12 protein-coding genes and 1 tRNA gene are annotated in these 12,966 nt (G+C 41.3%); 7 read left to right on the top strand and 6 right to left on the bottom strand.

Going from position 1 to position 12,966, the window contains the following annotated elements:
- Window positions 1-12 precede the first annotated feature (12 nt).
- The 4 genes from BMY70_RS06290 (at window position 13) to nagA (ending at window position 3,198) form a co-directional block, all read left to right on the top strand.
- On the top strand, window positions 13-1,062 hold the full coding sequence (locus tag BMY70_RS06290; RefSeq protein ID WP_090333476.1) for an acyltransferase family protein: 1,050 nt from the start codon (window positions 13-15) through the stop codon (window positions 1,060-1,062).
- A 102-nt stretch (window positions 1,063-1,164) separates the two neighbouring features.
- The gene (gene trxA / locus BMY70_RS06285) at window positions 1,165-1,461 is read left to right on the top strand and encodes a thioredoxin (protein ID WP_090333473.1); all 297 of its coding nucleotides are present in this window, start codon (window positions 1,165-1,167) and stop codon (window positions 1,459-1,461) included.
- Between the two features lie 20 nt (window positions 1,462-1,481).
- The gene (locus tag BMY70_RS06280; protein ID WP_090333471.1) at window positions 1,482-2,045 is read left to right on the top strand and encodes a pentapeptide repeat-containing protein; all 564 of its coding nucleotides are present in this window, start codon (window positions 1,482-1,484) and stop codon (window positions 2,043-2,045) included.
- A 46-nt stretch (window positions 2,046-2,091) separates the two neighbouring features.
- Window positions 2,092-3,198, top strand: coding sequence for an N-acetylglucosamine-6-phosphate deacetylase (nagA, locus tag BMY70_RS06275; RefSeq protein WP_090333468.1), 1,107 nt, complete (start codon window positions 2,092-2,094; stop codon window positions 3,196-3,198).
- Between the two features lie 67 nt (window positions 3,199-3,265).
- Here nagA and BMY70_RS06270 read toward each other — a convergent pair whose 3' ends face one another.
- Window positions 3,266-5,464: a B12-binding domain-containing radical SAM protein gene (locus BMY70_RS06270; RefSeq protein ID WP_090334759.1), complete on the bottom strand. Its 2,199-nt coding sequence runs from the start codon at window positions 5,462-5,464 to the stop codon at window positions 3,266-3,268.
- Window positions 5,465-5,682: 218 nt separating this feature from the next.
- On the opposite strand from BMY70_RS06270, the gene BMY70_RS06265 reads away from it, so the two are divergent.
- The gene (locus tag BMY70_RS06265; RefSeq protein WP_090334758.1) at window positions 5,683-7,044 is read left to right on the top strand and encodes a purple acid phosphatase family protein; all 1,362 of its coding nucleotides are present in this window, start codon (window positions 5,683-5,685) and stop codon (window positions 7,042-7,044) included.
- A 120-nt stretch (window positions 7,045-7,164) separates the two neighbouring features.
- Here the strand turns inward: BMY70_RS06265 and BMY70_RS06260 are convergent, their stop codons facing one another.
- Window positions 7,165-7,551, bottom strand: a complete 387-nt coding sequence (locus tag BMY70_RS06260; protein ID WP_090333465.1) for a hypothetical protein — start codon at window positions 7,549-7,551, stop codon at window positions 7,165-7,167.
- A gap of 412 nt (window positions 7,552-7,963) precedes the next feature.
- Window positions 7,964-8,035, bottom strand: a tRNA-Glu gene (locus BMY70_RS06255).
- Between the two features lie 258 nt (window positions 8,036-8,293).
- Here BMY70_RS06255 and BMY70_RS06250 point away from each other — a divergent pair.
- On the top strand, window positions 8,294-10,801 hold the full coding sequence (locus tag BMY70_RS06250) for a M14 metallopeptidase family protein (RefSeq protein WP_090333462.1): 2,508 nt from the start codon (window positions 8,294-8,296) through the stop codon (window positions 10,799-10,801).
- Here BMY70_RS06250 and aroQ read toward each other — a convergent pair whose 3' ends face one another.
- The gene (gene aroQ, locus BMY70_RS06245) at window positions 10,802-11,218 is read right to left on the bottom strand and encodes a type II 3-dehydroquinate dehydratase (RefSeq protein ID WP_090333459.1); all 417 of its coding nucleotides are present in this window, start codon (window positions 11,216-11,218) and stop codon (window positions 10,802-10,804) included.
- 84 nt (window positions 11,219-11,302) lie between these two features.
- On the opposite strand from aroQ, the gene xerD reads away from it, so the two are divergent.
- The gene (gene xerD, locus BMY70_RS06240) at window positions 11,303-12,199 is read left to right on the top strand and encodes a site-specific tyrosine recombinase XerD (RefSeq protein WP_090333457.1); all 897 of its coding nucleotides are present in this window, start codon (window positions 11,303-11,305) and stop codon (window positions 12,197-12,199) included.
- An 11-nt stretch (window positions 12,200-12,210) separates the two neighbouring features.
- Here the strand turns inward: xerD and BMY70_RS06235 are convergent, their stop codons facing one another.
- Together BMY70_RS06235 and BMY70_RS06230 are read right to left on the bottom strand one after the other, a co-directional pair.
- Window positions 12,211-12,417: a hypothetical protein gene (locus BMY70_RS06235; RefSeq protein WP_090333454.1), complete on the bottom strand. Its 207-nt coding sequence runs from the start codon at window positions 12,415-12,417 to the stop codon at window positions 12,211-12,213.
- Between the two features lie 2 nt (window positions 12,418-12,419).
- Complete coding sequence (locus tag BMY70_RS06230; RefSeq protein WP_090333451.1) at window positions 12,420-12,926, bottom strand: SixA phosphatase family protein; 507 nt, start codon at window positions 12,924-12,926, stop codon at window positions 12,420-12,422.
- Window positions 12,927-12,966: the final 40 nt, after the last annotated feature.

The following is a 12,966-nucleotide window of genomic DNA, read 5'->3' as shown; positions in this document are numbered from 1 at the left end:
TCACACTTGCCCATGAGACAAAGAGTTGAACAGTTAGATGGATTACGCGGGATTTTTTCCATTCTTGTCGTTGCCCACCATCACAACGCATTTAGGGAATCCATTTTTTATAATAACTTTTTTGTCATCAATTCCAGTCTTTTCGTCGATTTCTTCTTTGTGCTAAGCGGTTTTGTAATCGCGATGAATTATCTTGAAAAAATACGTACGGGAGAAGACTTTGTTACCTTCATCAAAAAACGCTTTATCAGACTTTATCCGCTGCTGTTTTATACAGAAGTAATATTCATTATTGCCAATCTGGTCGGCGACCAAAGTGCGCTGAAAAATGTAAGTGATATGCAGCTGTCATACTATTTGCAGGCCGGTCTGGACACACTGACCTTCATGGGATCAACCCCAATCCTTGGCGACTGGATGGGAATTAATTATCCTGCCTGGTCAATATCGTCTGAAATGATTTCTTACATCGTATTCGGCTTGGTTTTGTTACTGATTCCTTCAAAAAAATATTGGGCATTTCTGCTTCTGAGCACTTTGTGCGTTTCCTTCATTGTTTACAAAGGCGAATATATGCTTGTATACGACTACGGTTTTGTCCGCGGTTTGCTTTGTTTTTGTATGGGAATTTTCACTTTTACATTCTTATGCAACAGAACTTTCCAGCTTACTTTTTTTGAAATCCCTTATCTAATCATTCTGGTTGCTGCGATGTATGTAACGCATCACTACGAATGGAATATGATCCGGCTGATTTTCCCGGTTTTGTTTTCTGTCGGTATTGTCATTTTTGCTTCTTCAACAGGCATCATTACGCGGCTTCTTTCAAGCAAGCCGTTTCAGTATCTTGGGCAAATATCCTACTCCATTTACCTGAATCACGCCATTGTGCTGATTTTCGTAAATATCTGCCTTTTCCGTGTTCTGAAATGGACACCAACAGAAACGCATATAGCCTGTTCGCTGATCATTTCAATTGCATTGACGATTTTCTATTCGCACTATACCTACGAATTTATTGAAAAACGTTTCGGAAAGTTCCTTAAAACCAGGCTCGGATAACCTTTTCTCGTACGATTTTTGATACCATAAAATCATATCAGAATTGGCAAACCATTCCGTCTTCGGATTGGTTATTATGTTGTACTAATCCATTAGAAAAAGATGTCAGCATTTTCGGATTTAATAAATAGCAATAAACCAGTTTTAGTCGATTTTTCCGCTGAGTGGTGTGGCCCGTGTAAAATGATGAAACCCATTCTGGAAGAACTGAAAGCGGGTTTAGGAGATAAAGCAACGATAATAAAAGTGGACGTGGATAAAAATCCATCGGCAGCAAAAGCATATAAAATCCAGGGAGTCCCCACGTTGATCGTCTTCAAGCATGGGAAAGTGATGTGGAGACAATCGGGCGTCGTGCAGGCGAATCAACTTCAAAGCGTCATCAGTAAATATTTATAGAAATTTTAAGTCTTACTTTAATGTACAATAAGAGAAACGTCGAGTTAATCAGTAATATCGATTTCACCAATCAGTATTTACCGCAGCAAAGTTTTGAACAGGTTGAATTTACCAACTGTACGTTCACTGATATTTCCGGAACTGATTTTACCGACTGTTCTTTTATTGGCTGTAATTTAAGTAACGCGATTGTCGCAAACTGCAAAATGTTTGACGTCGAATTTATTGATTGCAAGATGATCGGCGTGAATTTCTCAGATACCAAAGAATTTGGATTTTCTGTCCGTTTTGAGAAATGTATGCTGGACTATACCAACTTTGACAATAAAAAGCTGAACAAAAGTATCTTCATAGATTGTAAAATTAACGGAGCAGATTTTACCCAGGCTGATCTTTCAAAATCGAAATTTACAAACTGCGATTTATTCGGGGCGATATTTTTATCAACCAACCTTAGCGGTGTTGACTTCACCACAAGTCAAAATTTTTCCATTGATCCGGCTAGCAATAATGTCAAAAAAGCTAAATTTCTATCTTCTGATTTGGCTGGTCTTTTGACTAAATTTGACATTATCATTAAATGATAACTTTTTCCTGATTCCTAAACCGCCATTTAAAGTCCCCTAACTTATGTCCAGTCAGATATTTGCAGAGAAAGTGTATACCGGCCAAGAGGTATTGCTTAATCAAATTATTACTATTGAAAATGGAGTTATCGCCGGCATAGAACCGTCAAGTTATGACCTCGGCTTAAATCATGTTCAAAATATCAGTGCCGGACTTTTTGACATCCATATCAACGGTGGAGAAAAATTTCACTTTACTGAAAAAGCTGACGAAGAAACAATTGACGACATTTACCAGTCAAGTTTCTTAGAAGGAACGGCTTATGTTTTTCCGACGCTGATTACTTCATCGCTCGAAAATATTTTGAAAGGGATCACGGCGATGAGAACTTATCAACGGAAAAACCCGGATTCAGGTGTTTTGGGAATGCATCTGGAAGGTCCTTTTTTAAATCCTGTGAAACGCGGAGCCCATCTTTCCGAATACGTAAGAAAACCAACCGATACAGAACTGGAAGCAATCATAAGCCATGGTCGTGATGTGATTAAATTAATTACTATTGCTCCCGAAATGTTCTCGCCCGAACAAATTGAAAGACTTATAGCATCTGGAATTACGGTATCAGCCGGACATTCCAATGCGACTTATCAGGAAGCTACCGCGGCGTTCGGACTGGGAATTCAGTTGGTAACGCATTTATATAACGCTATGTCGCCATTTGGGCATCGTCAGCCAGGACTGGTTGGAGCAATTTTTGATACAGATTCGGTATATGCGCCGATTATCATGGACGGTGTGCATTGCGATTACGCAGCTGCGAGAATTGCATATCAATCCAAAAAAGACAAATTGTTCCTGATTTCTGATGCTTTGTTTGTCGGAGAAAAAGTGACGGAATTTAAATGGGGTGAGTTTGATGCTTTTCTGCAAAACGGACAATATAACAATTCAGAAGGTAATCTGGCTGGTGCAACAATTTCTCTCGGCGATGCTGTTAGAAATGCGGTGAAGGAAGTTGGAATTCCAGTTCAGGAAGCTATCGAAATGGCTACTATTCGTCCAGCAAAAGCAGTTGGACTTGCTGATAAAATTGGCCGTCTGGCTGTGGGTTATCCGGCTGTCTTTACAGTTTTTGACGATGATTTATTGAAATTTGAAGTGATCAGATAAGGATTTGTTTTAACCGCAATGGACGCAATGGGTTTCGCAATGGACGCGATAATTCATTGCGCCTTTTTTATACGATCAGTAATCCTCCGCTTTTCAATTCCTCCCATTCTTTTGATTTCATGAAAGTATCGAAGTCGCCCAGGCCCTGCGCTTCGTAGTCATTTTTTAAGCGTTCTAATGAATAAGGCTCATGTTTTCCAATTAACAGATCCGGCATTTTTTCTTCCAGCCATTCACCTATAACTGGCGAAGTCTCCAAAGCCCACTCCTGCTTTTTATTGTAGAAAATCAGTTCCGCAATTTCAACGACTCTTTTTCCCTGTTTTTCCTGGAAAACAGAAAGTGTCGGTAAACTTCCTGTCCAAATTACCATCGCGTTCGTGCGAGGGATCGCATCCGGGAAATGGCTTATACTTTTTTCAATATATCTTGGCGGAATTGAGGTCGATGGAATTTTAAAATCAAACCATTTCGATAATGGAAAGTCAAAACAGACGCCATGCATATAATTGAATAACGACTTCCGCAAACCTTCCGAAAACAAGTCGTGATTGGCTCCAAGCGGATCATTATGTTCCAGATCGTTATTGGCAAATTTTCCCAGCTCCGGACCGATCCGCATCACATCAAATTCTTCCGGATGAAGCCCGACCGGACTATGGGCCGTCATCGCAAATCGATGCCAGAATCCTGACTGAACAATTCCCTGCTGAAATAACTGCCGAACCATTTCCAAAGCATCCACCGTTTCCTGCATTGTCTGTGTAGGAAAGCCATACATCAGATACGCATGAACCATGATACCTGCTTGTGTAAAAGCGTCAGCAACACGCGCGACCTGTGCGACAGTCACGCCCTTTTTCATTCGTTCAAGCAAACGGTCTGAAGCAACTTCAAGTCCTCCGGAGATTGCAATACAGCCTGAAGCTTTTAAAAGCAGACAAAGATCGTGTGTGAAATTTTTCTCAAAACGGATATTGGTCCACCAGACCACCGTTAATTTTCTACGAATAATTTCCAACGCAAGGTCACGAAGTAAAGCCGGCGGTGCAGCTTCATCAACAAAGTGAAATCCGTTTTGCTGCGTTTGTTCAATTATTTCTTCGATACGATCGCATAATAACGCGGCCGTCATTGGCTCGTAACGTTTGATATAATCCAGCGAGATATCGCAAAAGGAACATTTCCCCCAGTAACACCCATGCGCGAGGGTCAGTTTATTCCAACGACCATCACTCCAAAGTCTGTGCATCGGATTGACGATCTCAATTACTGACAAATAATCATGCAATGGAAGATCGCTGTAATCCGGCGTTCCGGTATCACGCTGAGGCACATCTCTTTCTTTCGCGCCGTTATAATAAATTACTTTTCCATCCGTCCGAGCATAGACGCGTTTCAGCTGCCCAATTTCACGTTCTCCGTCGAGATATTCGAGCAGAGAAAGTAACGGAGCCTCGCCGTCGTCGAGACAAACAAAATCAATATAATCGAAAACCCTCGGTTCTTTCAGCGAACGTAATTCTGTATTTGCAAAACCTCCACCCATCACAACACTCATTTCCGGATGAAACTGCTTGACGTATTGTCCGCATTTCATACCGCCGTACAGGTTTCCGGGAAAAGGCACGGTGATACAAAGGATATCAGGCTGATATGTTTTAATTTTTTCTTCCAGGATTTCAACCAGCAAGGTTGTCAATAAGGTATCGGGCATTTGCAGCGCTTCACACATTTCGTCAAAATGCGTAGCAGATCTTCCCAAGCGCTCAGCATAACGGCTGAAACCGAAATGAGGATCCACAGCCTCCTGGATTAAATCACCAAGATCTTCAAGATACAACGTGGCCAAATGCCTGGCTTTATCATGAATTCCCATGGTGCCAAAAGCCCAGTCCATATCTTCCAGCTGCTGGAAACGCGCGGCTTCCGGCAAATAGGTCCGGTCGCAAATACTATGGGCAAGTGTTGGATTTCTATTTTTCAGAAAACGAATAACAGGATCAATGGTACTGATATATTCATCGCGAAGAGAATAAATCCTGAAACTGTTGTCTGTTAGCTCCGCATCCGAATTGTCCAGATCTTCAAACATTTTCTTTAAACCCTTTGAAGAAAAAAGTGCCAGAATTACATCGATACCCAAATCAGCCTGATGCGACTCTCGTCCCAGCGTATTCAGAAAACCTTTCAGGTAAGCTGTTGCTGGATAAGGCGTATTCAGTTGCGTAAAAGGCGGAGTAATAAATAAGGTTTTCTTTTTCAAAGCACTGCGGATCTCGATTTTCACGCTGCAAAGGTACGGGAAGTTTTGGATCGGTTTATCATTAAACGCAGAGTTCTGAATAGCATGAAATCATTATTCATGGTAACTTGACATCCAATCCGAATGATTATTTAGTCAACAAAAGTAATATTATAAATTTAAACAGGTTGAAATTGATGTACGATCTTAATTCCTTTATAAAGTCAAAATTTCTGCCGATGGCAGTTTTTGTTATTTTATTTCAGCCAGGCTTTTCTCAGGAAAATAAAACATATCCGCCGTCCAGATTCCCTGATCGCATTATCCTGGGCCTGAAAGGCGATCCTGCACATTCCCGTGCGGTTAACTGGCGAACCGATCAATCTGTAAAAAAAGCGGTTGCTGAAATCCAGGAAGCCGATCCGTCGCCGGATTTTTCAAAAAACGCAAAAAGTGTAGAAGCAAAAAGTCAGTCGCTGGTACTTGACAAAAGGGAGGTGCAGTACCATGAAGTTCATTTTACTGACCTGAAACCTTCTGCGCAGTATATGTATCGTGTTGGCGACGGTAGAAGATGGAGCGAATGGTTTCATTTTACCACCGCTTCTGAGAAACCAGCCCCTCTTTCATTTTTATATTTTGGAGACGCACAAAGTGATGTCCGGTCCTTATGGTCGCGAGCGATCCGCGGAGCTTATTCGTCATTTCCAAAGGCTGACTTTATTATTCATGCAGGCGATTTAATTAATAAAGCCAACGAGGATTATCAGTGGGGCGAGTGGTTTGAAGCTGGCGGATGGCTGAACGGAATGATACCGAGTTTGTCAATACCTGGAAATCATGAATATTTTCGGGGTCAGGATAAAAAGGCTCAGCTCTCAATGCACTGGCGTCCGCAGTTTGCTTTACCGGAAAATGGGCCGGAAGGTTTGCCAGAAACGGCTTATTATATCGACTATCAGGAAACCCGGTTTATAATGATGGATTCCGAAGCCGCATTTTCAGATTCCCTGGTCATGAAAAACCAGATAGCCTGGTTTGAAAAAGTTGCTCAGAATCATGGGATGCGCTGGATGGTTGTTGTCCACCATCATCCGATTTATTCGACAAAACTTAGTCGCGACAATAAGAACTGGCGCGAAAAAATGGAACCGTTGTACAAAAAATATAAAATCGATATAGTCTTACAGGGGCACGACCACTCGTATGCGAGGGGAATTAACATGCCTCTGGGTCAAAGCCGGAAAAAGCCCGACGGGCCAGTTTATGTTGTATCCGTAAGCGGACCGAAAATGTATGATATTGGCCTTCAAAACTGGATGGACCGTGCCGCTTCGAACACGCAGCTGTATCAGGCAGTTATTATTGACGACAAGACGCTTTCCTTTAAAGCCTATACTGTAAACGGCGATTTATATGACTCTTTTGATTTGCAAAAAGATGAAAAGGGGGAAAATACACTGGTTGAATATTCAAATTCTTTACAGATACAGGAAAGGCTGGAGCTCCCGGAACGCCTGCAAAAGGGATTTAATCAGCGAGAAATGAAAGAATATAACCAACGTTTTCTGGATTATAAAGCACGGAAAAACAAACCGTAATTTTAGAGAATGATTCACGCGAAGCAGAAAATAGAAAAACACTGAGCGCTGAGTTTATCCTATCCGGTCTGAAAACGCCTTTCTGCTTTGCCTGACCTTTAATTTGTTGATGAAGTACCTTTAATTTTTACGTCCGGCATAAAGCTGCTCATCCACGCCACGTCTTTTTAATTCGGCCACGACATTTCCATTTTTAACGGATGTCTGCGAAATCTCAAAGCTGATCAACACTTCATCCAAAGCCGCATTAAGCAAAACAACCGTTTTCGGGCGTTCCACATCTAGTGAGACCTTTTTCAGATACTCTTCGTACACCAGTTTGGAATCTTCAGTATAAAAACGAATAATCGATCCGATCGGATTTTTTGGATTTGTTTCTACTGTCCAGTAACCTTTTGGAGGAAGAACTTCTTGTAATGGCTGGGCTTGGATAAATGATAATCCAAAATTTGCAGCGAAAATTGCGGTAAGCAAAATTCTCCGTTGAATGATTCTTAAATTTTTCATGGCTATTGATTTGTTAAAATACACTTACAGAGATTTGTAATCTCAATCAGTTAAAAATGTTACGACATTAAACAAAATCGCACATGCAGCTGCTGGCTTAATATTTATTGGTTTCGGGTATTAGTCGAAAAACAACAATCAGCGGTAACAGATCAGACTTATTTTAGTATTTGTTTTAGCAAAAATATAAGGATGTTAATTGTCAGAGGAGCGTCAGAAAGCAGCTGTCGACATACTGTAAGGTTTGGGAGACGAAGGGTTGGGAAACGGGGATGAGTGGTAAGAGGAAGATTCAGTATTTTGACCTCCAAAAGTCAAAATATCAAAGTGCATGCCATAAAAAAAAAGACGCTCTAAATTTTCATTTAGAGCGTCTTAAATTTTTCACACTAGGCCGAAACGGCCAATCGTGTGACCCATAGGGGAATCGAACCCCTGTTTCAACCGTGAAAGGGTCGTGTCCTAACCGCTAGACGAATGGGCCGACTGGTCTCCTACTTCGCTTAAATTAAAGCACTTTTCTTTCTTTTTCCGACTCCGTTTCCGTTATCGTGGTGCAAATATGCACGGTTGATTTTTCAATTCCAAATGTCAGATAAAAATAATTTCGAAATAATTTTTAGTTCCTTTATTATCAGCGATTTAAAATGAAAACTTTTTTTTAACTATTATTACCTGATGTTAAATTCCTATTACTTTTTAAATTTGGAAAGGCGTATTTCAATTTTCCATCCAGCTTATTATGATCCGATATATTTACGGCTTGTTACTCACATTTGTTTTTCTTCAAGTCAATGCCCAGAACATAACGCCTGAACAATTTTTGGGCTATCCTCTGGGAGATAAGTTTACCTTTCATCACCAGGTTCTGGAATATTATAAAAACATCGCTGCCCAAAATCCTGATCGGGTGAAGTTAATTCAATACGGAAGTACGTACGAAGGCAGGCCGCTGATGGTCGCTATTGTGGCTTCTCCCCAAAATCTATCGCGTCTGGAAGATATCCGAAGTAATCATTTAAAAAGTATAAAATTGACTGCCGGCGTTTCAGCGACCGGCAGCACATCAAATGAAAAAACACCGGCGATAGCGTGGCTTGGCTACAATATACACGGGAATGAAGCGGTTTCTTCGGAAACAGCCATGAAAGTGCTTCATGAATTATTGAACAAAACAAATACTTTAACACAGGAAATCTTAAAGAACACGGTTGTCATTCTGGATCCATGCAGCAATCCGGACGGTCGTGAGCGCTATGTTTCGTGGTATAATCGCGTTCAGAACGCCGTTCCTGATGTGACACCTTTTGCATTGGAGCATGACGAACCGTGGCCAGGAGGACGTTTTAACCACTACTTGTTCGACCTGAATAGAGACTGGGCTTGGCAAACGCAGAAAGAAACGCAGGAGCGTGTTGCCTTTTATAATCAATGGATGCCGCATTTACATGCCGATTTTCACGAAATGGGTTCCGCCCGGAGTTACTATTTCCCGCCTGCCGCGAAGCCATATCATCAGGACATCACCAAATGGCAACGAGAATTCAATGAAATTCTGGGCAAGAATTGCCGAAAATACTTCGATCAGAGAAACTGGACCTACTTCTCAAAAAAAGATTACGATTTATTTTATCCAAGTTATGGCGACACATGGCCAACGTACAACGGCGCTATCGGAATAACCTATGAACAAGGCGGCGGCGGTCGCGGAGGTCTGGCGCTTTCCCGCCCTGACCAAAACGATACGCTCACACTTAAAAGCCGCATTGAACATCACTACATAACGAGTCTGGCGACATTGGAAACTATTTCTGCACAAAAAGAAAAGATCGTTAGCGAGTTCATCAACTTTTATGACAATGCGGTTCAAAAGCCGACTGGCAGCTACAAAACATACCTCATCAAAAATCAGGGAAATGAGGAACGTGTCAGGGCTTTCAGCGAATGGCTTACCAAACAAGGTTTTGAATATGGGATTACCGGAAAGAGTCTGACCCTGAAAGGCACAGAGCTGACAAATCTCACGGAACAAAACATCAAAACGGAGACAAACGATCTGTTGATCAGTGCCTATCAGCCAAAATCCAATTTACTTAAAATACTTTTTGAAGCGCAGCCCATTCTGGAAGATTCGATCACGTACGACATTACCAGTTGGGGGCTCTCCTATCTATATGGTTTACAGGCATATGGTATTAAAGAAAAGCTTACATCGTCACCATATCAACCTGAAAAAATTGATAATAATATTCCTGCTGCAAAACCTTACGCGTACCTTGCCCGGTGGAATAGTGTCAATGGTGCTGTATTTCTTTCAGAATTATTGAAAAGAAAAATCCTGGTTCGCAGTTCAAATGTTCCATTCGAAGCGAATAATACTTCGTTTGATGCGGGAACTCTGATCATTACCAAAAAGGGAAACAGTGTTTATAATTTTGATAGCTTAGTTACCTCGCTAGCTACGAAACATCGCATAAAATTATTTCCAACATCCACAGGATCCGTAAGCTCTGGTGTTGATTATGGATCCGATGAAGTCGTTTCCATAACTCCCCCAAAAGTCGTCACGTTGTATGGAGAGGGAATTTCGACGACTTCGCTGGGGGCAGTATGGCATTATTTTGAACAGCAGATAAAATATCCTCTGACTTTAATTTCGTCAAATAAAATCGCTCAGCTCCCTTTGGATCAGGTCAATGTTTTGATTTTACCGGATGGAAATTATTTGGGTATTCTGAATGATAAAATGCTAACTGCTTTGCAGGATTGGATCAAAAGAGGTGGCAGGCTTATTGTGATGGAAAATGCTAACGAAGCCTTTTTAAACAAGCCGGGTTTTGATATTTCCAGAAAGATGTCCGGTCCGAAAAAAAATACAGACCCATTTAGAAAATTCGGCGCCAGAGAGCGGGATGAAAGTAGTTATTCCTCTCCCGGAAGTATGTATCAGGTTACTATGGATACAACGCATCCGCTCGCATTTGGTTGCGGCAAAGAATATTTCAGCATCGTCAGAAACGCTTACGGTATTGACTATTTGTCAGAGGGATGGAACGTAGGCTACCTTTCTGAAACGGGATACAAAGCTGGATTCGTAGGAAATAAAGCGACCGAAAAGCTAAAAAATACGTTAATTATGGGCGTACAGAAAATGGGTCAGGGACATGTTGTGTACCTGATGGATGACCCGCTTTTTCGCGGAATGCTGTACAATGGTAAAATACTTTTTAGTAACGCTATTTTCCGTTAGTTACAGAAAGTAGCGCACAGCCATTTCGTAACCTTTTAACCCCAAACCACAAATCATCCCTTTGCAGCGATCTGTCAGAAAACTATGGTGGCGGAATTTTTCACGGGCATGGATATTAGAAATGTGTACTTCGACAGCTGGTGTTGTAACAGCGGATAAAGCATCCGCAAGCGCAACGGATGTATGGGAATAACCACCGGCATTTACAATAATTCCATCAAAAGAAAAACCGACTTCATGAATTTTGTCAATTAGATCACCTTCGTGATTTGACTGGTAGTAATGTAATTGGGTTTTGGGAAATTCGTTTTTAAGCGCCTGAAAATAGTCTTCGAAAGTCTGTTTCCCATAAACGGTTGGTTCACGCGTGCCTAGAAGATTAAGATTCGGACCATTAAGAATTAATATTTTTTTCATACAGCAAGATCGGGCCTTACATTTACAGATTAAACAAATTCGTGAACTGAAAATTCACTCACCAGAGAACTATTCGGTATTATTATGTGGCAAAGCTACATCAAACATTTTAAAAATTACCTGCGACTCGAAAGGTCATTTTCTGACAATTCCGTGCAGGCATACATTCGCGACACTGAAAAACTTGCTGAATATCTTGAATTAGCGACAATAAACCTATCTCCTGCCGATATCAAAGAAGAACATTTACTGGCATTTCTTAAATATTTATCTGAATTAGGTTTGTCAGCGCATACCCAGGCCAGAATGTTATCCGGCATCAAAGCATTTTATAAATACCTGATACTGGAAAATGAAATCACGGAAGATCCAACCGAATTAATCGAAGCGCCACGTCTGCCGCGCAAACTGCCTGACGTGCTTTCCTATGAAGAAATTGAGCAGATTTTACAGGCAATTGACCATTCTACGCCAGAAGGAACACGCAACCGGGCTATTATTGAAGTTTTATATAGTTCAGGATTACGCGTCTCAGAGTTAGTCGGCCTTCAACTAACTTTTTGCTATTTTGATATCGGATTTATACGGATTTTAGGAAAAGGAGATAAAGTCAGACTTGTTCCGATCGGGAAAGAAGCGATCAGATACACGCAGCTTTACCTCGATCACGTACGCAGCGAAATCGAAGCAAAAAAAGAAAGTGAAGATATTGTTTTTTTAAACCGACGCGGCGGCCAGCTCTCCCGCGTTATGGTTTTTTTAATTATAAAAGACGCCGCAGAAAAAGCAGGAATTTCCAAGAACGTAAGTCCCCATACTTTCCGTCATTCCTTTGCCACGCATTTGATCGAAGGCGGGGCAAGTCTGCGTGCTGTGCAGGAAATGCTTGGCCACGAATCCATAACAACTACGGAAATATACACCCATCTTGACCGCGACTATTTAAGACAAATTATCACCGAATTTCACCCGAGAAAATAACAGGTCAATAATTATTTGACTTCTCTCAACATCGAGTCCAGTCCTAACGTATCCGTTTCCGGAGCATTGATCGGTAAGGCGCGTTCAAGTTGTTTTGGTTTGTTCCACGGCGCCGTAGTTCTGCTCGCCATATCGTAACTGATATAAATAAACAGCGATACAAAAAGGATGAATACGATGATAAAAATCCGGCGGTTACGGTTTGGTTTTTCTTCCATCACTAATTTAAATCCCGCAATTCTTTGGGAGTTTGATATAAAATAAATCGGCCCGTTTTTGCAGAAACCTCTGCCCAGTCCTGGTTTTCAAAATCTATAATCACCAGACTACATTTTGACATCGAATCCAGATCTTTTCCTGAAAGATATTCTCCAAAATAAGTTATATCCGGATTGTGTCCAAAAAGTGCAACGACATTGCTGGATTCCGGCAACGCGTTCACAGCACTTAAATATCCCCTCGGTCCGCCATCATACAAAACATCGACTTTGACAATTTCTGATGCCTGAAAATGCAATTGATCACCCATAATCACAGCCGTCTGATAAGCGCGAGCCGCCGGACTTGATACGAAATAATCCGGACTGATACCTTTTCCCACCAGCCATCTGCCCATCGCTGATGAATCCGTTTTGCCTTTTCCCACCAATTCTCTTTCAAAATCCCGAACCATTAATTTCTGGTCTTCGGCCGCGGCGTGGCGCACAAGTATCAAAGTTTTTTTCATCGGTATATTTTCTACAAAAATAAAGAATCAGATAGAGGTA

Origin of the sequence: Dyadobacter koreensis (assembly GCF_900108855.1) — a bacterium.
Taxonomy (GTDB): domain Bacteria; phylum Bacteroidota; class Bacteroidia; order Cytophagales; family Spirosomataceae; genus Dyadobacter; species Dyadobacter koreensis.
The sequence above is the reverse complement of the archived record's forward strand: the minus strand, read 5'-3'. Positions and strand labels throughout refer to the sequence as shown.